Genomic DNA, 24,116 nt, shown 5'->3' with positions numbered 1-24,116 from the left:
GACGTCGTCGGGTCAGATGTCGTCGGGCTGGGCGGCAACGGCGGTGGCGATGCGCAGCAGATAGCCGGCCCAGGCCTCGATCGTCGCGGCATCGAACAGGTCGGTGTCGTAATCGAAGGACAGTCTGGCACGGTCGCCGCCATCCTCGAAGAACAGGATCAGGTCATGCTTGGCGGTCGCGGCATCGACCAGCCCGGCCACGGCCGATTCCAGACGCCCGCCATCGGCCGGCGGCGGCGGCAGCTGCGCCTCGGTGGTGGCCGCCGTCACGTCGTCGAAGCGCTGGTATTCGAAGATCACATTGGCGAGCGGCTGACGGCCGCCGGCACGGCCCGGGGCCAGCGCCCGGACCAGCCGGTCGAAGGGCAGCTCGCGCCGGTCCAGCGCCTCGGCCAGGCGGTCGCGGGTCAGATCGATCAGCTGGCCGAGCCCGGTGTCGTCGTCCAATTGCAGCCGGATCGGCAGAACATTGACGAAGAAGCCGATCAGCCCCTCGGTTTCGGCCCGGTCGCGGCCGGCGACGCCCATGCCGATCACCATGTCGCCCTGACGGCTCAACCGATAGAGCACGGCCGCGAAGAGCGCGAGCCCGACCGCGGCGAGGCCGGTATTGTGCCGCCGGGCAACCCGCGAGAGCCCGGCCAGAACTTCGGCCGGCAGCTCGCGCCGGACGGTGGCGCCGCGGCCCGAGGCATCGGGGCGGGGCGGCCGGTCGGTGGGCAGCGCGATCGCATCGGGTGCCCCGGCCAGACGGTCGCGCCAGCCGTCGAGCGCCGCCTGCCAGTCCCGGCCCTGCTGCCAGCGGGCGTAATCGGCATAGCCGATCCGAAGGGGCGGCAGCGGGTCGCCACGTCCTTCGGTTGCGGCCTGATAAAGTGTTGCAAGCTCTGCGAGCAGGATCCGGCTCGACCAGCCATCGCCGACGATGTGGTGCAGCACCAGCAGCAGCAGGCTTTCATGGTCGCCGACCCGGATCAGCCGGGCGCGGAACAGGGGCGCCGCCGCCAGGTCGAAGGGGGTGGCGGCCTCGTGCCGGGCCAGGCGCAGAGCCTCGTCGACGCCGTCGGGACGGGTGCGGAGATCGTCCACCACCAGCGGCGGCGGCGCTTCTGCCGCAACCAGCTGGACGATGCCGGCATCGGTGGTGGCAAAGCCGGTGCGCAGCGTGGCATGGCGGGCCGAGAGCCGGTCGAGCGCCAGGCGCAGCGCCCCGGCATCGACGGCGCCGGCCGGCAGGACGAAGAGCATCAGCCAGGCGGGGCTTTCGGGCTGCATCTGCTGCAACAGATAGAGCCGCTGCTGGCCATGGCTGGCCGGGTGGGTGCCGGGGCCGGCGCCGGGCGGGATGGCATCGTCTGCCGCCGCATCCGTCGCCTCACCGGCCGCCTCGGCCAGGCTGCGGGCGATGCCGGCCATGGTCGCATCGGCGAAGAAGGCCCGCATGGAAAGGCGGATGCCGGTCGCCGCCTCCAGCCGGTTCACCACCCGCATGGCCAGCAGGCTGTGGCCGCCGAGCGCATGGAAATCGGCCGCCGGATCGGTCACCGGCCGGCCCAGAACCGCGGACACCACGCCCAGAACGGTGGCGAGATGGCCGGGGCCGGTGGCGCCAGGGGCCGGATCGGCCAGCGGCGGGGTGGCGGCGATCAGGGCGGCGAGCGTGGTGTCGTCGTCAGGCAGGCTGTCGAGCAGATACCAGGCGCCGGGCACCAGGGCCGGCGGCAGGATCGCCCCGGCGGCGCGGCGCAGCCGGGTCGCATCGGGGCGGGTCGCATCGGGCGCGGTGCCGGTGATCGCGGCGACCAGCATGTCCGGGCGGGGCAGGATGCGCAGGGCGCCCACGCCCGGCAGGCCTGAAAGCTGCGCCTCGATCAGCGCCGGGTCGAGCAGATGGCCCTGCCAGCGGGTCAGGCGATCGATCCGCCCGCCGGTCTCGATCCCGGCCAGATCGGGCCGCCAGCGCGCCCTGCTGCCGGTGGGCTGCCAGCCGTCATCGGTCAGCCGGTGCAGATGGCCCCAGACCCCGGGCGGGACGGGTTGGCCCCGATCGTCCAGCACCGACAGCCCCTCTGCCGCCTCGCGCGCCGCCAGCAGGCCCAGCGTCGCATCGTCGAGCAGCGGCAGCCGGCCGACCGGCCGGTCGGGATCGGCGGTCAGCCCGGCCAGGATCCGGGTCAGCATCGGGCCGAAGGCCTCGATCCGGGCGGCATCGAACAGGCCGGTGTCGTATTCCAGCACCAGGCCGAAGCCTTCGCCCCGATCGGCGATGAACACCGACAGATCGTTCTTGCCGTCGGCGCGGGGCACGCCGCGCAGGCGGAAGCCGCTGCCGTCCAGCGCGCCCGCCGCGGTTGCGGCATGGTTCATATACGAGATCGAGACTTCCGAGAGGGGGCTGCGTTCCGGCATCGCCGGGGCCTGGAATTCGGCCAGCATCCGGCCGAGCGACAGGGCGTGATGGCTGAGCGCGCCGGCCTGGCGGTCGCGGATATGGGCGAGCAGGGCGGCGGCGCTGCCATCGGCGGGCACGCGCATCCGCACCGGCACCAGGGCGGCATGCATGCCGACCACGCCGTCGAAACCGGCGGCGGCGCGGGTGTTGACCGGCAGCGCCACGGTGATGTCGTCATGCCCCGCCAGCCGGGAGAGCAGAATTGCCCAGCCGGCCAGCAGCACGGTGAAGGGGGTCGTGCGTCGGCGGGACGCCAGATCGCGGATGTCGCGCGAGAGCGCCGCCGGCAGCTCGAAGCCGGTTGCTGCGGCATCATGGCCATGCACCGGCGGCCGCGGCCGATCGGCCGGCAGGTCGAGCCGGGGCAGGTCGCGCCCATGGGGGGTGGCAGGGAAGATCCCCTCCCACCAGGCCCGCGCGTCGCGGAGCGCCGCATCGCCGTGCCTGGCCGACCACCAGCCGTAATCGCGCAGATCCACCCGGACCGGCGGCAGGGTCTGGCCCTGATAGAGCGCGCCCAGTTCCGTCAACAGGATCTCGACGCCCTGGGCATCGGACATGCTGTGATGGATGTCGAAGGCCAGCACCAGCCGGCCGGCCGGGTCGCGATGCAGCGACCAGCGGGCGAGCGGCCCGCCATCGGGCGCGAAGGGCCGGACCGGGGCTGCGGGGGCCGTGCCGGCGGCCGCGGCCATCGGCTGGATGTCGAGGGCCGGGGTCGCGGCGGCGGGATCGACCGGCACCATCCGCCAGTCGTCGCCATCCTGCCCGCCGGTCGTGCGGAGGGTATCGGTCGTGCGGAGGGTATCGGTCGTGCGGAGGATACCGGTGCGCAGCGCCGCATGCCGCCGGACCAGCGCCGCCACCGCATCCCGCAGCCGGGACAGATCGACATCGCCGGGCAGGTCGATTTCATGGGGCAGGTTGAAGGCGGTGCCCATGCCGGCCAGCGCCTCGGTCTCTACCACCGCGCGCTGTTCCCAGGCGAGCGGCCAGCTGTCCAGACCGGCCGGCGCCTTGCGGGGATCGGCCAGGACGGGTTCGGGGGGAGCCGGTTGCCGTTCGGGCGTGGTGGCGGCGGGCGCCAGGGCGGCAGCCAGCGCGGCGGGGGTCGTGTGGTCGAACAGCACGGTGAGCGTGGCGGCCAGCCCCAGCCTGGCGGCGATCAGATCGGCGATTTCCATGCCCGAGAGCGAATCGCCGCCCAGATCGAAGAAATCATCGGTGATGCCCACGGTGTCGTGGCCCAGCACCTCGGCCCAGATCGCGGCGATCTGGTGGGCCAGGTTGGGAGCGGGGATGGTGGTGGGGGCGGCCTCGGGCGCCAGAAGTGCCGCAAGCGCGCGCGGGGTGGTGTGGTCGAACAACAGTTGCAGGGTGACCGGCTGGCCGGTTTCCGCCGTCAACCGCTCGGCGATGTCGAGGCCCGCGAGCGAATCGCCGCCGAGGTCGAAGAAATCGTCGTCGGGGCCGACGCTGTCGTGGCCCAGCACCTCGGCCCAGATGCGGGCGATGCGGGTGGCGAGGTCGGCGGGTTCGGGCCTGGATGCCGGTTCTGGCTGGGGTTGAGGGGCGGGCTGGGGCGCCGTCAGCGTTGCGGCAAGCCCCGCCGGCAGCACCACCACCTGGGCGGCGCCGGTGGAGAGCGCGCCGGTCATGGCGCCGACCGCCTGGGCGGGGAAGATCACCGGCGCGCCGGCCGCGCGATCGGCCCCGGCGCGTGCGGCCATGCCCTGATCGGCAAGCGCGCACCAGTCGATGGCCAGCGCCGGCAGGCCGGCGGCCCGGCGGCGGCGGGCGAACCCGTCGAGCCAGGCATTGGCCGCCGCATAGGCGGTGTGGCCGGCGGCCCCCACCAGCCCGGTCAGGCTGGCGAAGACCACGAAGGCGGTGACCGGGTCTTCGCGGGTGAGCGCGTCGAGATTGCGCGCGCCCTGGATCTTGGGCGCCATGACCGCGTCGAATCCGGCCATGTCGCGCACCGCCAGCATGGCGCCGTCGGCGATGCCCGCCATGTGCACCACGGCGGTGATCGGCCCCAGATCGGCGCGCACCCGGGCGAGCGTTTCGGCAAGGGCCGCCTGGTCGGTGATGTCGGTCGCAAACAGCCGCACGCGGCCGCCGCGGGCCTCGATCCGGGCGATGGCGGCGGCGAGCATGTCATCGGCGGTGGCGCGGCGGGCAAGCAGGGCAAGGGCCACCCGCCCGCCATGGCTGAGCGCTTCGGCAAGGGCGGCCGCGAAACCGCCGGTGCCGCCGGTCACCACCGCCACGCCGTGATCGGGCCAGGCGGGTGCCCCATCGGCGGCGATCGGGTCCAGGCGGCGGATATGGCGCAGACCGTCGCGCCAGAGGCTGAAGCGCTCCGGCACCGCCGCCGCCGCCCATTCGGCGGCGACCGCAGCCGCGGCGGCATCATCGGCCACGTCCAGATAGCGCAGATCCTGATGCCGGGTTTCATGGGCGGCGGCGATCACCACCCCGGCGGCGGCGGCGCGGTCGGGATCGGTTGCGGTGCCGGCACCGGTGACGGCGATCCGCCTGGTGCCCGGGCGGGCGAGCGCGATCTTCAGCAGATCGGCGGTCCGGCGGGCGAGATCGGGGCCGGTCGGCAGCTGCAGGATCAGCGCGGCATCGGCCGGAGCCGCCGCCAGATCGTCGGCGTTGCGGACAAGGCGGCTGTCGGCCGGCAGGGGGGCCGGGTGCAGGGGGGCGGGACCCCAGACCGGCGCCAGAAGCTCGGGCGCCGCCCGGCCGTCTGCCGCCACGAAGCGCAGGCCCTCGATCAGCAGGCACAGCCGGCCGGCCGCGTCGGCCAGGCGGATGTCGACCAGCCCGTCGGGCCGGCGGTCGGCGCGGGCCATCACGGTGTCGGGCAGGGGCGCCAGGACGCGGATGGCCGCCACCTCACGCGGGACCTCTCCTGCCCCCGCGAGCAGGCTGGCGGCGATGTCGAGCAGGGCCGGATGCCAGGGCCAGAGCCGGCGATCGGCGGCGGCCGCGGCGGGCAGGGCCAGCCGGGCGACGGCGCGGCGCCGATCGGGCGCCAGCCAGATCGCCTGCCGGCAATCCCAGCGCGGGCCCACCTGCATCACCCCCTCCGCCCCGTCGAAGGGGGCGAGGTCGAGGGCGATCAGGCCGTCGGTCGACAGGTCCACGGCCGAGGGATCCGGTGCGGACGAGGTCTCAAGCCGGGCCTCGGCCGCAACCGCCCAGCCGCCGTCCGCCGTGGCATGGCCGGCGGTGACGCTGCCGTCGCGGGCGATCACCAGGCTCGCCTCGCCCGATCCGGCATGGAGCGGGCGGCGCCAGACCAGGTTGCGCAGCACGAAGCCCGCGCCGCGATCGGCGGCGACCAGCGCCGGGATCGCCATGCCGACAAGGGTCGGCCGGCCGGCCAGGCGGTGCTCCGCCACCGGCCAGAACGCCGGATCGGCCAGCGGCAGGGCCAGCGCCCGGCCGCCGGGGAAGGTGGCCCAGACCGGATCATAAGTGGCATTAACCGCACTATTTACATCTGTAACGGGTAGATCGAGCCGGCAGGGGGTGCGGCTGAACGGCGCCGGCGGCAGGTGGTGGCGGCGGGCGGGCAGATCGTCGGGCCAGACCGGCACGGCACCATCCAGAACCGCGCGGGCGGCGGCATCGGCCGCGGCCGGATCGGCATGCCAGGCGGCGACGGTCTGGTGGCGGATGTTGCGGCCGGTCGCGACCTCGGCGGTGTTCCGATCATCGCCCCGGGCCAGCCGGTCGAGCGCCGCCAGCAGCGCCGCCCGGTCGGGCACGGCGACCGCGAAGCGCCGGCCCAGATGGCTGCGGCCCCGGGCCAGCGTGCAGGCGATGCCGGCGAGATCGAGCCCGGCATCGGCCGAGATGCGATCGTGCATCATGCGGGCATAGCGGCCGAGCGCCGCACGGTCGCCGGCCGAGAGCGTGATGACCGCATGGCCATCCGGATCCATGGCCGCCGCCGGCCGGGGCGGGGCGGCTTCGATCACCGCATGGGCATTGATGCCGCTGAGGCCGAAAGAGCTGACCCCGGCGCGGCGCGGGGTGCCGCGATCGGGCAGGCGGGTGGCGCGGGCGGCGACCCTGACCGGCGCCCGGGCGAAATCGATCGCCGGGTTGGGCCGGTCGAAAAAGGGCTGCGGCGGTGCGGTGTCGTGGGCAAGGGCCGCCACCGCACGCACCAGGCCGAGCGCGCCGGCGACATTGTCCAGATGGCCGTAATTGCCCTTCCCCGAGCCGATCATCGCCGGCGCGGCGAAGGCGACGGGTCCGGCCGCCCGGGTCAGCCCCTCGATTTCGATCGGGTCGCCCAGCCGGGTGCCGGTGCCATGGGCTTCGATGTAGGAAACGCTGGCGAAGGGCACGCCCGCCCGGTCCCAGGCGGTGCGGATCACATCGGCCTGGGCGATCGGGTTGGGGGCGGCGGCACCGCTGGAGGCGCCGTCCTGGTTGACGGCGGTGGCCAGGATCACCCCATGCACCGGGTCGCCATCGGCCAGCGCCCGGGCCAGCGGCTTCAGCACCAGGGCGATCGCGCCCTCGCCGGCGCCGGTGCCGTCGGCGCCTTCGGCAAAGGCATGGGTGCGGCCGGTGCTGCTTTCGATGGTCATGCGCTGGTCATCGCCCTGCGGCACCAGGATCAGCCGGGCGGCGCCCGCGATCGCAAGATCGGCCGTGCCGCGGACGAGATCGCGGCAGGCGGCATCCACCGCCACCAGCCCTGAGGAACAGGCGGTGTCGACCAGGCTGGCGGGGCCGTGCCAGTCGTTCAGGAAACCCAGACGGGTCGCGATGTTCGACGGCACGTTCAGCGCGAAGGCCTGTTCCAGCCGCGCGCCCGACAGATGGCGCAGCGCCTGGCGGTGCAGCGGGTTGGCATTGCCGCCGACATGGACCGCGACCCGGGCGCCCTTCAGCCCCGTGCCGCCCAGCCCGGCATCTTCCAGCGCCCGGTGCGCGGTTTCCAGGAACAGCCGCTGTTCGGGATCGAGCAGGGCGGCGTCGGCGGGGGAGAAGCGGAAGCGGCGGGCATCGAAACCGTCGATATCGTCCAGCCAGGCGGCGTCGCGCGGCGTGGCCGGCATGGCGATGCCGGCAGCGGCGGCGATATGGCGGGCGCTGCCGAGCCGTGCGGCGGCAGGTGGCCCGACCCGGTCGGCACCGGCGGCGACATCCCGCCAGAAGCCGGCCAGATCCTCGGCGCCGGCGACACGCAGGCCGATGCCGATGATGGCGATCGCGCCATCGGTTGCGGCGGTTGCGGCGGTGCCGGCGGCGGTGTCGCCGTCATCCAGCAGGGCGGCCTGGGCGGCCACGGTCGATGCGGCGAACAGGCCGGCCAGGCTGAACCGGCCGGGCCAGCGCGCCTCCAGCCGGTCGTGCAGCCGCAGCAGCATCAGCGAACTGCCGCCCGCTTCGAAAAACCCGTCCTCGGGGCCGAACACGGCTTCCGGCGGCAGCACCTCGCGCCAGATCCGGGCGATCTCGGCCTCGGCCGGATGGCCCGTGGGGGCGGCGGCCACGGCCGGGCGGCCTGCCAGCGGCACGCCCGCCAGCGCCTTGCGGTCGACCTTGCCGTTGGGCGACAGCGGCACCTGATCGATCCGGAACCAGCGGGTCGGGATCATCGCCGCCGGCAGCCGGTCGGCAAGCGCCGCGCGCAGCCCCGTGGGCGTCAGGTCGGCTGCGCCCATCACCCAGGCTTCCAGCTCGGCCAGGCCGTCGCGCCGGCCGACCCGCACCAGGCCGCGTACCACGCCCGGGCAGGCATCGAGCGCGGCTTCGACCTCGGCCGGTTCCAGCCGCACGCCGCCGATCTTCACCTGATCGTCGATCCGGCCCAGATACTCGACCACGCCGTCGGCCGTCCACCGGCCCAGATCGCCGGTGTGATAGACCCTGGCGCCCGCGACGTCGGGATCGGGGCGGAAGCGGTCTGCGGTCAGATCCGGCCGGCCGCGATAGCCGCGGGCGACCTGGGGGCCGGCGAGCACGATTTCGCCCGCCACTCCGGGCGGCAGGTCGCGGCCGGCGCGGTCCAGGATCAGCACCCGGGTATTGGCGACCGGGCGGCCGATCGGCACCGTTTTCGCCGCCGGATCCCAGGGCGTGCAGGGCTGCCAGGTGACGTCGACGGTGGCCTCGGTCGGCCCGTAGAGATTGTGCAGCGCCGTGCCGAAGCGGGCATGAAGCAGCCGGTCGAAGCGGGCGGCGGTGGCGGCATCCAGCGCCTCGCCGCTGGCGAAGACCAGGCGCAGCGTGGCAAGGTGGGCCCCATCGATCCGGCCGTCGTCCAGCGCATCCAGGAAGGCGCGCAGCATGGCCGGCACGAAATGGATCACGGTGACGCGATGCTCGCGGATCGCCGCCGCCAGCGCCTGGGGGTCGCGCTCGATGCCCGGCGGCGGCACGGCGACGGCGGCACCGGTCCAGGCCCACCAGACCAGTTCCCAGACCGAGACGTCGAAACCGGCCGGGGTCTTCTGCAGGATCACGTCCCCAGCACCGATGGAAGCCGGGCCGATGGGGAAGGTCTGCTGCATCCACAGGATGCGGTTGGCGAGCGCGCCCCGGGTGATCTCCACCCCCTTGGGCCGGCCGGTCGAGCCCGAGGTGAAGAGGACATAGGCGAGATCGTCCGGCCCCGCCGGCACGACCGGCAGATCGGCGAGGTCGCTGCCGGTCAGGATCAGCCGGGCGGCCGGCAGGCCCGCGGCGTGCGCGGTATCGCTCAGGAACCAGGGGTCGCCCAGATCCTCGATCATATGCGCCCGGCGCTGCGGCGGCAGGTCGGGGCCGAGCGGGCACCAGGCGGCACCGGCGGCGAGCACGGCATGCACCGCGATCAGCAGATCGGGGCTGCGCGGCAGGGCCAGGGCCACCACATCGCCCGGCTGCACGCCCGCCGCCAGCAGCCGGCGGGCCAGCCCGCCCACGCGGCGGTCGAGGCCCTGATTGTCGAGGGTGAGGCCGGGCGCCATCAGGGCCGGGGCGGCGGGGTCGCCGGCATGGCGCCGCTGCGGCAGGGGCCGGGCGATATCGAAGGCGCATGCCGTGTCGTTCCAGCGGGCCAGCGCCGCCCGGTCGGCATCGGTCATCAGCGGCAATGCGCCGAGCGGGCCGCCCTCCAGGCCGGGCGTGGTGGCCAGCACCGCCAGACGGTCGGCCAGCCGGCGGGCGGTCGCCGCTTCGAACAGCTCGGTCGCATATTCCAGATGCAGGCGGATCCGGCCGCCATCGCGCTGGAAATGGAAGGAGAGGTCGAATTTGGCGAAGGGCAGCACGCAGTCCAGCGGCCTGACCGTCAGCCCGGCCATCGCCGGCATGGCCGGCATGTCGTCCTGCCAGGTGACCAGCACGTCGAAGAGCGGGTTGCGCGCCGGGTCGCGATCGGTGCCCAGCGCCTGCAGCACCGCTTCGAAGGGGGCATCCTGATCGGCCACCGCTTCGGCCAGCCGGTCGGTGGTGATCGCCAGATGATCGGCGAAGCGGGCGGCCGGATCGACCGACTGGCGCAGCACGACGGTGTTGACCAGAAAGCCGACCAGATCGTCCGGCACCGGCGCGCCGCGGCCGGCGACCAGCAGGCCGAGGGCGATGTCGCGGGCGCCGGTCAGCCGGTGCAGCAGGGCCTGCAACAGGGCGGTCAGCACGGTGAACGGCGTCACCCCGGCGGCCGCGGCCATGCGGTCGACCGCGGCGGTGGCGGCCATGGGCAGGGTCAGGCTCAGAATCTCGCCGGCGAAATTGCGCACCGCCGGGCGCGGATGGTCGGCCGGCAGGCGGAGCGGCTGGGGCGGCGGCGTCAGCCGGCTGCGCCAGCGGTCGATCAGGGCGCGGCCCCGGGCGCCGGCGGCGCGCGCCCGCTGCCAGACGGCGATATCGGCGAACTGGCGGGCGGGCGGCGGCAGATCGTCCGGCCGGCCGTCCACCGCGCCGGCATAAAGCCGGCCCAGATCGCGCAGCAGCACCGGCAGCGACCAGCCGTCGGCGATGGCATGGTGCAGGACCAGCAGCAGGCGGTGGTGGTGCTCGTCGATGCGGATCAGCACCGCGCGGGCCAGCGGTTCGGTGGCCAGATCGAAGGGCCGCGCAATTTCGCGGGCGATCGCCTGATCGGCTGCGGCCGCATCCAGGTGGAGCCGGCGGGCGGTCAGGGCACCCGGCGGCGCCACGATCTGCCGCACGCCATCGCCATCATTCGGGCGGGCGACGAAGCGGGTGCGCAGGGCGTGATGGCGGGTTTCCAGACCGACCAGCGCCCGATCCAGCGCATCGGGGTCGAGAGGGCCGTCCAGCGCCAGCAGCATCGGCACCGAATAGGTCGCAAGCCGGGGATACAGCCGGTGCAGCACCCAAAGCCGCAGCTGCCCGGGGGAGAGCGGGTGCTCCTGGCCGGCGGCGCGGGGGATGGCCGGTTCCACCACCTCGGCGGGCAGGCGGTCGAGCAGGGCCGCGATCGCGCGCACGCTGCGCGCCGCCATGATCTGCGCCAGCCCGGGGCGCCGGCCGGTCGATGCCTGAAGCAGGGCGGACAGCCGCATGGCGGCCAGGCTGTGGCCGCCCAGATCGAAGAAATCGGTATCGCCATCGATCCGGGCCCCGGGGAACAGGCTTTCGAAGGCGCCGGTCACCGCCCCCGTGAAGCCGGTCGTCGTGGCGGCGGGCGCGCTGATGACGGCGTTGGCTTCGGACAGCATCCCGGCCGCCTGCCGGCGATCGGCCTTGCCGTTGGCATTGACCGGCAGCCGGTCGACCAGCCGGAAGCGTTCGGGAACCATATAGGCCGGCAGCCGTGCAGCGATGGCCGCGCGCCAGCCGGGCTCGTCGGCGGTGTCTGCCGCGATCAGCGCCGCCAGGACCTGATCGGCACCCTGGCCCACGCCCACCACCACCGCATCCCGCACGCCCGGCTGTGCGGTCAGGATCGCCTCCACCGCCGCGGTTTCGATCCGCTGGCCGCGGATCTTCAGCTGACCGTCGCGCCGGCCGCCGAAATCGATCGTGCCGTCCGCCCGCCAGCGCGCCCGGTCGCCGGTGCGATAGACGAGCGGCTCGTCCACGCCGCTCAGGGTGACGAAGGATTTCGCCGTCAGATCCGGTCGGCCGGCATAGCCGGTGGCCAGCCCGTCACCGGCTGTGACCAGCTCGCCCCAGATGCCGATCGCAAGCGGCTGGCCGCGACCGTCGACGATATGCACCCGCGTGCCGGGAACCGGCCGGCCGATGGGCACCGGGCCGCCCTCCAGATCGGCGGCGGTGATCCGGTGGATGGTGGTGAAGGTGCCGTTCTCGGTGGGGCCATAGCCGTTGTAGAGCGCAAGCCCCGGGCAGGCGGCCATCACCCGGCGGACATGATCGGGGCTGATCACCTCGCCGCCGGTCATCAGCCTTTTAAGGCCGGCGAAGGTGCCGGGCCGTTCGTCGACGATCTGGTTGAACAGGCTGGCGGTGATCCACATCGTATCGATGCCGTCATCGCGGATCGTGCGTTCCAGCAGCGGCGGATCGAACATGGTGGTCGCCGGCAGCACCCGCACCCGGCCGTGATTGAGCAGCGGCGCCCAGAGTTCCAGGCTGATCGCATCAAAGGCCATGGGCGCCGCCTGGGCCATGCAGCCCCCGGGCGGGCAGAGGCCGCCATAGGCCAGACGCAGGATCGCGCGATGCGGCACCACCACGCCCTTGGGCAGGCCGGTCGAGCCCGAGGTATAGAGCAGGCAGGCGGGATCTTCGGGGCCGCGTGGCGCGGGGGCGAGGTCGGCCCGGCCGGTCGGCAGCGGGATCAGCGTGATGTCGGGGGCGAGGTCGGCCCAGCGGGCCAGGCCCGGACCATCCGCCACCAGCACCGTGCAGCCGGCGGCGGCCAGCAGCTCCCGCGCTGTTGCCACCGGGAAGGTGGCGGCGAGCGGCAGGAAGGCGTTGCCGGCCCAGATGATGCCCATCAGCGCGATGAGACCGTCGGCGTCGCGTTCCACCGCCAGCGCCACCGGTGCGCCGGGCCGCACACCTGCGGCGGCAAGGGCTGCCGCAACCCCACCCAGCCGGGCGCGCAGATCTCCGGCGGCCAGGGTACCGGTATCCTCGGTGAGGACGATGCGGTCCGGATCGGCCCGCAGCACCTGGTCCAGCTGCTGCCCAAGGCCGGTATCGCGCGGCCAGGCGAAGTCGGTTGCGTTCGCGGCGGCGATGACCGCGCGATCCTCGGCACCCAGCAGGTCCAGCCGGTCCACCGGGGTCGACGGATCGGCGGCAGCGGCGGCAATCAGCCGGGTGATCATCGTCTGCAGCCGGCCGATCCAGGCGCTGCCGAAGCGGGCCGGGTCGTATTCGATGTTGAGCGCGGCCGCATCGCCCTGCCACATCAGCCCGATCAGCAGCGGGAATTTGCCGGTGGCGAAAGAGATATCGGCGGCTTCCAGCGCCGAGAGGTCGTTTTCCAGCGTGCAGACCACATCGATCGGTTCGGGCCCGCGGCCGGGCACCGCGCGCGCCCAGTCTGCCGACAGCCGGGAGAGCGGATAATCCTGGACGGTCAGCACCTGAGAAATGTCGCGGCCGATCCGCCGGGCCAGCTGGGGCAGGGCCTCGTCTGCGGTCGGTTCAACAACCACAGGAAGCAAATTCACAAAACACCCGATGGCATCGGTGGTGTCGCGGCGACCGCGCCCGGCAAAGGTGACGCCGACCGACAACCTTTCCGTGTCTTCAAGAATTCGCCACAGGGCTGTGGTTGCAATCGCGATCCAGACCGCCGTCGGCGTGGCGCCCCGGCCGGTCAGGCCGTGCAGCGCCCGGGCGGTTTCCGGCGCCAGCCGGATCATCGCCCGGCGGCCATCCCCCGGCGGGACCGGATCGGGTTCGGCGGCAAGGGCCCGTTCGGGCAGCCGGGCGAGGCGCGGGGCCCAGAAGGCGCGCGCCGCCGCCTCTGTCGCGGCGTCGAGCGCACCGGGATCGGCCGGTGCCGGCGGCGGCAGGGGCTGCCCGGTCAGCAGGGCGGTCAACTGCCGCTGGAACACCGCCCGGCTTTCGCCGTCGAAGACCAGATGATCGGCCACCACCCGCAACCGCTCGGGCTGGTCCGCCTCCCAGCCGAAGCGGATCAGCGGCCCGGTCGCCGGGTCGAAGGGCGCCAGCATTTCCGCCGCATCGTCATAGCCGGCCAGCCGGATCGGCGGCACCGGCCCGACCCGCTGCACGACCTGGCCGCCGGCATCCTCGGCGAAGGTCGAGCGCAGGGCCGGATGCCGGTCGAGCAGCCGGTGCAGGGCCTGTTCAAGGGCCGCTGCCGTGGTCCCGGCCGGCAGGTCGCAGATCACCCCGATGGAATAGCTGGTGCCGGGCCCGGCATCGCGTCGGGCAAGCCATTGCCCCTCCAGCCGGGCCGGCAACCGGAAAGAGGTTGTTTCCGTAGATGCTGCAACCTGTGTATGTCGGATTTCTTCCGCCGCTGCCGCCGTCTCAAGCGGCCCCGAGAGATGGCCGAACAGATGGCCGACCAGGGCCGCGGCCGAGGGATGATCCAGGATGTCGGCCACCGTCACCTCGCGTCCGATCAGCCGGCTGATCGGCGCCACCGCGCGGATCGCGCGCAGGGAGTGCAGGCCGTGGGCGGTGAGATCGTCGTCGGCGCCGAGCCCCGGGGCATCCAGCAGGTCGGCGAACAGCCGGGTGACTTCGGCTTCAAGCGCCGTGCGCGTGGCGGTGTCGATCAGCGCCGTCGCCGGCTGCGGCGGGACCGGCCCGGCGGTGTCGACGGGTGACGGCAGATCGCCCGCCGGCAGGTGATCCACCGGCTGCGTCGGATCGGCGAGGGCGGCATCGAGCATGGTGTCGAAGGCGGCGGCCAGCCTTTCCACCCGGGCCCGGTCGATGCGGGCGGGCGGGAAGCTCCACTGCATGTCCGAGGCATCGGCGGCGCCGTAGGTCCGCAGACAGGCCATCACGTCGTGCAACTCGCCGAAGATCGAGTCCGCCACCCGCACCTGCAACCCGTCGAAGCCATAGGTCGCGGGCAGGTCCATGGCATTGAACATCGCGCCGCGGCTGGCCGGCCTGTCGGGGAAGAAGCCGGCCTCGGGCCAGCGCATGGGTGCGAGGCGCATGTGCCGGAGGTCGCGGCGGGTCATGGCACCGATCCGCCGGGCAAGCCCGGCCAGGCTTTCGGTGCCGTCGATCCGGGTGCCGGTCGGGACGGTATAGGCGAATTCGCCCGGGGTGCGCCGCTCCGCGCGCCCCATGCGATTGCCGAGCGGCACGTTGCAGACGGGCGTGTCGGTGCCGGCCACCCGGCCCAGCAGCACCAGAAACAGCGCCAGCGCCAGGCTGCTGCGCGAGCCGAGGCCATGCCTGCGCGCCACCTGGTCCATCGCCGCCAGCCGCGCCGCGCCGAGCGGGCGGGTCACCGATCCGGTCCGCCCGTCGAAGCGGGCGGAGGCGGTGGAGGCCGGCCGGAAGCCGGCCGTGGCCGGCAGCCCGTCCAGACGGCTGCGCCACCAGGCGGCATCGGCCCGGGCACCCGGGCCGGCGACATGGGCGGCTTCGCGCGCCAGATGGTCGGTGAAGGCCGGCAGATCCCGGTCGGGCAGGGCGTCGCCGCGGACGAGGGCGGTGTAGATCCGCCCCACGGTGCCGGCCAGAATGATGCCCGCCTGACCGTCCACGATCAGGTGATGATAGCAGCGGATCCAGCGATGGCGGTCGGGCGCCAGCCGCAGCAGCTGATGGCGGCAGAGCGGCCCGTGGGCGGTGTCGAAGGGGCGGGCCTGCAGCGCTTCGAAGGCCTCTTGGGCGAGCAGTTCGGGGTCGTCGGCGTCCGAGAGGTCGATGCGGGCAAAATCGAACCGGCCCGGCGCATCGGCGAGCCACTGCCAGGGGGTGCCGCTCTCGTCGACCATGAAGCGCAGCCGCACCGCCTCTGTCGCCTGATCGGTCAGCCGGATGGCGGTGCAGAGTGCCGCGGGGTCGAGCGGCCCGTCCAGATCGATCCGGTCGGCGATGTTGTAGCCGGCAGGGCCGACCCCGCCCGACGTCAGATCGGCCCAGATCCCGGCCTGCGCACCCGACAGCGGCAGCGGTGATATAGGTGCGGCCTCTGCGATGGTCTCTGCCGCCGCATCCTGCCGCCCGCCCGGACCTGCCCGACCGATCACGCTCACGATAGCCTCCCGCTGCCCGACTACCCCGGGCCTGCCGGTTCGACCGCCGGCATGACCCTGATTTTCGAGCAGAGTAGAGTGCAGGTTGTGTCACCTGCAAGTCATCCCGGCGGCTTTATGGACGTTCATTGATGCCTGAGAGGTCCACCTTCAAAGATCGTTGCACACTGCGCATCAGAGATCCGGCATGTGCACCGGCAAGCCGGGCCTCATGTCTGGCGGGCGGCCAGAACCAGATCGGTGATCACCGCCTCGAAAATCCGCCGGCGGGCGGCGTCGTCGCGCTGGCGGAGGATGCAGGAGGGGTGGGTGGTGACCAGCAGTCGGGCCGCCGGTGCGACCCCGGCCTCGCCCAGGGCCAGCACCCGGCGGCGGACCCGCGAGATGGTGACCGCATGGCCGGTGAGCGCCCGGGCGGCGCTTGCCCCCAGCGCAACGATCACCTGCGGGCGCACGAAGCGGCGTTCCAGCTCCAGCCACCAGCGGCAGCGGTCGATTTCGCCGGCATCCGGGCGCCTGTGCAGCCGGCGCTTACCCCTGGGCTCGTTCTTGAAGTGCTTGACCGCGTTGGTGACATAGACCCGCGCCCGATCGATGCCCGCCTCGGCCAGCGCCCGGTCCAGAACCGCGCCCGCCGGGCCGACGAAGGGATGACCGGCCCGGTCTTCGCGATCGCCGGGCTGTTCGCCGACCAGCATCAGCCGGGGGCCCCCCGCCGCCCCTTCCCCCGTCACCCCTTCCGCCGTCACCCCTTCCCCCGTCACCCCTTCCACCGATGGCGGGCCCTCGCCGAACACGGTGCGGGTGGCATTGGCCCAGAGATCGCAGCGCCGGCAGCCTTCCGCCTGCCGGCGGGCCTCGTCGAGCGAGCGGATGGCCGTCTGGCTGTCGGGGTGGTCGTCGAGAGAGGGGGCGGGCATGGCGGGCTCCTTGGGGATACGGCCCCTCAATCGCCTCTCCGCGCGATCCGTTCCGGAACCATCGCCGCCGGGGCGCGTTGAGCGCCCAGATCCCGACGCACCCGGATCCCCGACACACCCTGGCCCGGCCCCCGTCTTTCCGGCCGGGCACCGTGACGGAGTATCGAGACATGCAGGTCCAGGAACTCATGAACCGCAACATCCAGCTTGCCACGCCGAATGAAAGCCTGCGGGCGGTGGCGGAGCGGATGGCGGATTGCGACATCGGCTATATGCCGGTCGGCGAGAACGACCGTCTGGTCGGCGCGGTGACCGATCGCGACATCGCGATTCGCGGCGTCGGTGCCGGCCGCGACGGGTCCGCCAAGGTCGCCGAGGTCATGACCCGCGACGTGAAATACTGCTACGAGGACGAGGATGTGGAGCATGTCGTCCAGAACATGGGCGACATTCAGGTCCGCCGCATCCCGGTGATGAACCGGCAGGACCGGCTGGTCGGCGTGCTGTCGCTGGCCGACAGCGCTCTCGGCTATTCGCCGGACTCCACCGGCACCGCGATGACCGGCGTGGTCGTCCCGGGCGGTGCGCACAACCAGAGCCGCGCCGGGCACGGCTCGGCCGGAAATGGCGGCGGCGGGCGCTGAGCCCTGCCCCCGTCGGCGGGCGGCCCGGCCGCTCCGCCCCGCCTCCCCGGCCGGGCCGCCCGCCCTCCCTCTCTTTGCCCCCTTCACTCAGCCAGCCCCGGATCGCCTGATCCCGCCAGCGGAGCCCCGACCAGATGGCCAATACCACCGATCCCGATGCCCGCACGCCCGTGAAGATCCACGACCAGGAGGCGCTGCGCGGCCCTGGCGGGGAATTGCACCAGACCGCCGGCGGCGATACGCCGGTGCTCACCACCTCGCACGGCATGCCGGTCGCCGATGATCAGTCCTCGCTGAAGATCGGCCCGCGCGGGCCGACCCTGATGGAGGATGTGCATTTCCGCGACAAGATCTTCCATTTCGATCACGAGCGGATCCCGGAACGGGTGGTGCATGCCCGCGGCATGGGCGCGCACGGCTTCTTCGAGGCATATGAATCGCTCGCCGACATCACCACCGCCGATCCGTTTCAGGAAGCGGGACGGCGCACCGAAGCCTTCGTGCGCTTCTCCACGGTCGCCGGCAATAAGGGCTCGTTCGATCTGGCGCGCGATGTGCGCGGCTTTGCGGTGAAGCTTTACACCGGGGCCGGCAACTGGGACATCGTCGGCAACAATATCCCGGTCTTCTTCATTCAGGACGCGATCAAGTTCCCCGACCTGATCCATGCCGCCAAGCAGGAACCCGATCGCGGCTTCCCCCAGGCGCAGACGGCGCATGACAATTTCTGGGACTTCATCTCGCTGACGCCCGAGAGCATGCACATGGTCATGTGGATCATGTCGGACCGGGCGATCCCGCGCTCCTTCCGCTTCATGGAAGGCTTCGGCGTGCACAGTTTCCGTCTGGTCAATGCCGACGGCAAATCGACCTTCGTGAAGTTCCACTGGAAGCCCAAGCTCGGCATGCAGTCGGTGGTGTGGAACGAGGCGGTGAAGATCAACGGCGCCGATCCGGATTTCCACCGCCGCGATCTCTGGGATGCGATCACCAAGGGCGACGCGCCGGAATGGGAACTGGGGCTTCAGCTGTTCGACGAAAGCTTCGCCCAGGCCTTCGATTTCGACATTCTGGATTCGACCAAGATCATCCCCGAAGAAATCGTGCCGGTGCGCCGGGTGGGCCGGCTGGTGCTCGACCGCGTGGTCGACAATTTCTTCGCCGAGACCGAACAGGTCGCCTTCTGCACCCAGAACATCATTCCGGGGGTCGATTTCAGCAACGACCCGCTGCTTCAGGGGCGGAACTTCTCGTATCTCGATACGCAGCTGAAGCGGCTGGGCAGCCCCAATTTCAACGAGATCCCGGTCAACCGGCCGCGCTGCCCCATGCATCACTTCCAGCAGGACGGGCATATGCGCATGGAGGTGCGCAAGGGCCGCGCCAATTACGAACCCAATTCCTGGAATGAAGGGCCGCGCGAAGACCCGAAAACCGGCTTCTCCAGCCTGCGGGTCACCGAGCACGAGCCCGACAAGCTGCGCATGCGCCCCGAAAGCTTCGCCGATCATTACAGCCAGGCGCGGCAGTTCTACATCAGCCAGACGCCCGAGGAACGCACCCATATGGCGAATGCGCTGGTCTTCGAGCTGAGCAAGGTGGAACGCCCCGATATCCGCCTGCGCATGCTGTCGCATCTTCAGAACGTGCACGAGGATCTGGCCGATGCCGTGGCGGCGGGGCTGGGCGTGCGCGACATGCCCGACCCGGCCCCGGCGGCGAAGCCGACCCGCACCGACCTGCCGCCCTCGCCGGCGCTGTCGATCGTGCTGAACGGCCCGAACAGCTTCCGCGGCCGCAAGCTCGGCGTGCTGCTGACCGACGGCGCCGATGCCGATCTTTATGCCGCGCTTGAAAAGGCGGTCTCGGCCGAAGGTGCGATGATCGAGGTGATCGCCCCCGAAATCGCCGGCGTCACCCTCAGCGACGGCATGCTGGTGCCGGCGGCCCAGAAGATCGACGGCGGCCCCTCGGTGCTGTACGACGCCGTCGCCATCCTGACCTCGGCCGAGGGCGCCGACCGGCTGAAAACCCACCCGGCCGCGCTCGACTTCATCGGCGACGCCTACGCCCACCGCAAATTCATCGCCTGGGCCCCCGACGCCGACGCGCTGATGACCGAAGCGGGCGTGGCTCCCCCCAAACGCGACGCCGGCTTCGCGAAACTGGCCACCCCCTCGGACGCCCCCGCCTTCCTGAAAACCTGCCGCGACCTGCGTTTCTGGGCGCGGGAGAAGGTGATTGCGGCGGTGTGAGGGCGGCCGTCTTTGATGAAGGATTGCCCCGGCGGGTTTGGGCCTGTCGGGGCTTTTTTTGCCGAGACCGCGGTTGCCTTTTATGTCTCTCTAAGACGGTTCGCCACCATGATGCGCGCGAGGTGCTTTCCCGATCGGGAAATTTTAATGGACAATCTCCGGGGCTCGATCATAATTTCCCGATCGGGAAAGATCATGGCCAGACGCACGCTCACCCCTGCCGAGATCGGCGACATTGTCCGCGCCACCCGCAAGGCCGCAGGCCTGCGGCAGGACGAGCTTGCGGGCGCAGCCGGGGTCGGCTTGCGCTTCATCGTCGATCTCGAAGCGGGCAAGCCGACCGCGCAGATCGGCAAGACGCTTCAGGTCCTGGCGGCCCTTGGATGCTCCTTCGCTATCACACCGCCGCCCGATACCAACGGAGGGCGGAAGGCATGACGCGCGCCCTCGATATCTGGTGGGACGGGCGCCTGGTCGGCCAGCTGACACAGAACCCGCACGGTGAACTCGGCTTCGCATATGCGCCGGAGTGGCTGGGCGATGCAGAGGTGCCGCCCTTGTCCGCCTCGCTGCCGAAGCGGGCGGAGCCGTTCAGTCGTCGCAGAGGACCTTGCGCCGTCCGGCTTGGACCGACCGGCCAGTGAGCAGTGTGCTGGCATGATCCGCGACCGTGCCGAGCGTTGTGCCTTGACGGTCGCGGGGAAGACCCGGTGAGAGCCAGGGGTGACCCAACCCCGTGGTGTCGCGAGCGAAGTGGCTCTTCTACGTGATCTTCCGGATCACACCTCCGGCGGACAACACGCCCCACCCACCGCCACCAGCGGCGAGGTGCGCAGGATCCTCACCTGGCCCAGATCGCCCGCCAGCGGCGCGTCGAAGGCGCCGTTGGGTTCGGGGAGGAGTTCGATGGCGAGTGCGGTGAGCGGCGTGGCGTCGTCGAAGCCGAAGGCGGCGAGGCGGGCTTCGATGTCGGCGGTGGTCCAGGCGGTGTGGCCGGTGGGGGCGAGGTGGTGTGTGCCGAGGTGCCCGAGGCCAGGATTCCCGGCGCCAGGATGCCCGAGGCCGGGGCGGCCCTGGGTCGGGCGGCGGGGGGCCGGTTGGGCGCGGCGGAGGTCGAGCTGGATGTTGCGCCAGCTCTGGCCGTCGGCCTGCATCACCCGGCCGTAGAGCACGAACCAGATTTCGGTGTTGGGCGGCTGGATGCGCATCACCCGGCCATCCTGCACCGCCACCGCATAGCCCGCACTGGCGGTGATGCCGGCGCGGGTGCGGCGGATGGCGCAGGCGAGATCGGGCGCCGGGTGCTGCACGCCCTCGATCACCAGCGCCGGGCCGAAGCGGCCCTGGGCGGTGGACCAGAAGGGCGCCGCCTCGGTGCCCTGCGGATGGCCGACCCGGAATTCATAGGTGAAGAAGCCGAAGAGTTCCGGCGACTGGCTGGAGAGATTGGCCGGCAGCGGCAGGGCGTAATGCACGTCGCTGTCCACCGCCTTGATCAGGGGCTGCATGGCGTTCAGCCCGGCATGGTCGTCGCCCTGGCCGGGGCGGATCACCCGCACCGCCTCGGGGTCGAGGTCGAGCCCGGCATAGGGGGCGGGGTCGGCCGCCGGTTCCCAGCCCGGCATCAGCATCGGATCCGGGGTGTGGTGCAGCACCCGGGCATAGATGATGTCGCGCGGGTCGCGGGCGGGGTCGGGTTCGAATTCCAGCCAGAGCATGCGCCGCCGCCGGCCGGTCGCCTCGTAATCGCCAAGGATGGTGTAGTCGGAAAAGGCATGGCCGGCCGAGACCAGTTTCGGCGCCACCTTGGGCGCGGTTGCGACCGGCAGCCGGGTTTCCACCTCCACCGATTGCGTGCCGCCATCGTCGAAACGCGCGGTCAGCGTATAGGTCAGACGGACCTCGTAAGGGTGGCCGTCGGGGCCGGTGGGCGGTTCCAGCGCGTCGAGGAAGACCAGATCCAGGCTCTCGCGGTCGGGGGCGGCCCTGAGCGCCTGGCCGTTGATCGCATGATCGACCGATATGCTGCCGAGCGACCGGGTCGAGATCTGGCCGATCGGCAGCAGCTCCACCCGCCGCGAGACGGTGACGGCGGGGCTGGACAACCCCGTCCAGCTCCAGTCGCGATCCAGCCTGAGGCGCACCAGGTTCAGCCAGACCTGTTCCAGTTCCACCGGGCTGGTCAGGGTCAGCGCGCCGCCATCGGGCGCCAGGTGATGTTTCAGCCCGGCGCAGCCGAAAACCGTGCGCCGGCCGGGGACCCCGTAGAGCGTGCCGTCCTCTGCCACCAGCCCGGTTGCGGCGGCAAGCCGCGTGACCATCAGCTTCGTGGCCCCCGGCTGGGCGGCCGCCACCGCGGTTTCGGCCGCGCGCGGTACTTCCGGTTGCAGGAAGACCGAGGCCAGACGCTCCTGATCGGTGGTGGGCGCAAACAGCGGCGGTTCGGGCGAGAGCGGCACCGTCACTGTGCCCGGCCACAGCTCTCCCGGGCTGCCCAGACGCGCGGCCTCGGACCCGAAATAGCCCGGATCCGCGCGGCCCAGCGCCCGCACCAGCACCCGGACATTGCGGCCGCGCGGCACCACCACCGGCCCGGTGCCGGGCAGGCCGCCATCCACCGGCCAGGCGATGTCGGAAAGGCGCGCGCAATCCACCCAGTCGAGGGTGAGGTCCAGCACCGCGGGTGCGGCAGGATCGACCAGCGCCGGGAAGGCGCGGGTGGTGCGGTACAGCAGGGTGAAGCCGGCATCGCCGCCGGCCGGGTCGAAGCGCGGCGCCTGGACCAGGACGCGGATCTCCAGCAGATCGGCATCGGGGTCGGGCATATCCGGCACCACCCAGGCGGCCGGCGGCCGGCCCTGATTGGCGCGGCCGATCGCGGCCAGATGGTCGAAAGCGCCGGGGAAGCCGGTGAACACCGCCTGGGGATAGCCGATCCGCGGCCGGTGGATCTGGAAATGCCGGGGCGTGTGGGCGCCGGCCCCGTCCAGGTCGCGGCTGCGCACCGGGCCGGGCGGGATCATCCGGCGGAAGGCCTGGCGCGCCACCGGTGCCGCGGCCGGGTTGACCGGATCGGCATCCGCCGCCGGGCCGCCGCCGGTGGTATCGGCCAGCCGCACCCGGAATTCATAGTCGCGGCCATAGCGCAGCGGCACCGCCCCGGCGCCGGTGCCGGAATAGGGCAGGGCCGCGGTTCGTGCCGGCCCGCGCAGCAGCACCTCGTCATCGCCGGGGGCGACCAGCGAGCCGCCGGCCCAGCGGGCGAAGAACACCGGCAGCCAGAACTGCCCGGCGACGGTCATGGGGTGGACCTCGACGATGCCCTCGGCATCGAAGGCGGGGATCGCGGCCCCGCCGACCGCGAAACCGGGCGAGGTGACCGCCTGCAGCGAGGTCCAGCCGGCATCGCCGGCCGCGCGCACATCGACCCGGTAGCCGAAGACCGCGCTCGGCGCCTCGGGCGGCAGCGAGCCGTCCATCTCGGTGCCGATCGCGCGGTTGGTGGCGACCAGCGTGTCCTCGTCGTCCCAGGCGAGCTGAATGCCGGGGTCGAGCCGGAGCGGCGGGCCGCCGGCGGCATCCTCGGCGCTGCCGTCGGCATGGATCGGCTGGCGGGCATGGACGATCTTGGCGAAACCGTCGTCGAAGACGGCGGCTTCCGGAAACACCTGGTCCAGCGGGCCGAGACCGGCCGCCGCCGCGGCATCCGCCGCCACCGGGAACAGCGTGGCGGTGAAGACCGGCCGCGGCTCCGCCCGGTCCAGCCGGGGCAGGCGGGTGGCGTAAAGCTTCGCCCAGCCCGGATCGGCGGCGGCCTCGGCCGCGAAGGGATGGCCGGCCGCCAGCGAGAAGAACAGCCAGCCGCCCGGATGGGCCTGGCCCGGCGCCGGTTCCGGCAGGTCGAGCGTGACGGTGTGGATCAGCCCGGCGGCGCGGGCCACCGGCGGCTGGCGCAGCAGCACGGCGAAGCCTTCGCCCCAGCTCATTTCGTCGGTCTCGGGCGGGGTGGGGCGTGTCGGGGGCGGCGGGCATTTCAGCAGGCAGTGATAGGTGTCGTCGATCGAGGCGAGCGGCGTTTTCGGCGCCACGAAACCATGGGAGCGGCGATAGCTGAGCGGCAGGTATTTGCGCAGCCGGAAGTCGTCGCTGCGGACATGCACCGTCTCGGGCAGGGTGAGCTTGAATTCGGCGCGCAGCCAGTCGAACAGCGCCGCCTGGCCGGGCGGCGGCGCCAGATCGAAGACCTGGGGCCCGGCCGGCACATCGGCCAGGGTCGCCACCCGCCCCGGATCATCCGAGATATGGGCGGCAAGGCGCAGCGCCGTGCCCTGAAAGGCCGGGGCTGTCGGGGGGCCCAGCGGCTGGGCCGGGTCGCCCACCGGCACCAGCAGCAGGTTCACGGTCAGGCGGCCCTGGGGTGCATCCCAGGACTGAGAGCCCGTCCGGAAGGTTATTGAATCCGGTGAATCCGTTGTGATTCTCTGTCGCGCCAGAGGAAACGGGAGCGGACAGAATGTGGACGACGGAAACCCGCCGGGTTTATGAACGGCCTGGCCTGAGAGCCCGTCCGGAATGTTATTGAATCCGGTGAATCTGTTGTGATTCGATGCCGCCCCAAAGGAAATGGGAGCGGACAGAATGTGGACGACGGAAACCCGCCGTGTTTATGAGCGGCCGGG

General features: G+C 72.2%; 7 protein-coding genes. 4 read left to right on the top strand and 3 right to left on the bottom strand.

The window, feature by feature from the left end; all coding sequences use genetic code 11:
* Positions 1-12 precede the first annotated feature (12 nt).
* Positions 13-15,618, bottom strand: coding sequence for an amino acid adenylation domain-containing protein (locus WI697_RS18075; protein ID WP_345959419.1), 15,606 nt, complete (start codon positions 15,616-15,618; stop codon positions 13-15).
* Positions 15,619-15,827: 209 nt separating this feature from the next.
* The gene (locus WI697_RS18070) at positions 15,828-16,538 is read right to left on the bottom strand and encodes a UdgX family uracil-DNA binding protein (protein WP_345959418.1); all 711 of its coding nucleotides are present in this window, start codon (positions 16,536-16,538) and stop codon (positions 15,828-15,830) included.
* 170 nt (positions 16,539-16,708) lie between these two features.
* Here WI697_RS18070 and WI697_RS18065 point away from each other — a divergent pair, with 170 nt between their 5' ends.
* The 4 genes from WI697_RS18065 (at position 16,709) to WI697_RS18050 (ending at position 20,081) form a co-directional block, all read left to right on the top strand.
* On the top strand, positions 16,709-17,182 hold the full coding sequence (locus tag WI697_RS18065; protein ID WP_345959417.1) for a CBS domain-containing protein: 474 nt from the start codon (positions 16,709-16,711) through the stop codon (positions 17,180-17,182).
* Between the two features lie 134 nt (positions 17,183-17,316).
* Positions 17,317-19,437 carry a catalase gene (locus WI697_RS18060; protein WP_345959416.1) on the top strand — a complete coding sequence of 707 codons (2,121 nt, stop codon included), beginning with the start codon at positions 17,317-17,319 and terminating at the stop codon, positions 19,435-19,437.
* 195 nt (positions 19,438-19,632) lie between these two features.
* Positions 19,633-19,875: a helix-turn-helix transcriptional regulator gene (locus WI697_RS18055; RefSeq protein WP_345959415.1), complete on the top strand. Its 243-nt coding sequence runs from the start codon at positions 19,633-19,635 to the stop codon at positions 19,873-19,875.
* Positions 19,872-20,081, top strand: coding sequence for a HipA N-terminal domain-containing protein (locus WI697_RS18050; RefSeq protein ID WP_409351435.1), 210 nt, complete (start codon positions 19,872-19,874; stop codon positions 20,079-20,081). The genes WI697_RS18055 and WI697_RS18050 overlap by 4 nt, the downstream gene beginning before the upstream one ends.
* A gap of 135 nt (positions 20,082-20,216) precedes the next feature.
* Here the strand turns inward: WI697_RS18050 and WI697_RS18045 are convergent, their stop codons facing one another.
* On the bottom strand, positions 20,217-23,837 hold the full coding sequence (locus WI697_RS18045) for a hypothetical protein (protein WP_345959414.1): 3,621 nt from the start codon (positions 23,835-23,837) through the stop codon (positions 20,217-20,219).
* Between the last annotated feature and the right edge of the window lie 279 nt (positions 23,838-24,116).

It is taken from the genome of Tistrella mobilis, assembly GCF_039634785.1.
Classification (GTDB): domain Bacteria; phylum Pseudomonadota; class Alphaproteobacteria; order Tistrellales; family Tistrellaceae; genus Tistrella; species Tistrella mobilis.
This window is presented reverse-complemented; position numbering and strand designations above follow the sequence as displayed.

Bases quoted from the DNA above. Each gene is read 5' to 3' on its own strand.
- WI697_RS18060 (WP_345959416.1), top strand. From the start codon at position 17,317: ATGGCCAATACCACCGATCCCGATGCCCGCACGCCCGTGAAGATCCAC.
- WI697_RS18065 (WP_345959417.1), top strand. From the start codon at position 16,709: ATGCAGGTCCAGGAACTCATGAACCGCAACATCCAGCTTGCCACGCCG.
- WI697_RS18070 (WP_345959418.1), bottom strand. From the start codon at position 16,538: ATGCCCGCCCCCTCTCTCGACGACCACCCCGACAGCCAGACGGCCATC.
- WI697_RS18050 (WP_409351435.1), top strand. From the start codon at position 19,872: ATGACGCGCGCCCTCGATATCTGGTGGGACGGGCGCCTGGTCGGCCAG.
- WI697_RS18055 (WP_345959415.1), top strand. From the start codon at position 19,633: ATGGCCAGACGCACGCTCACCCCTGCCGAGATCGGCGACATTGTCCGC.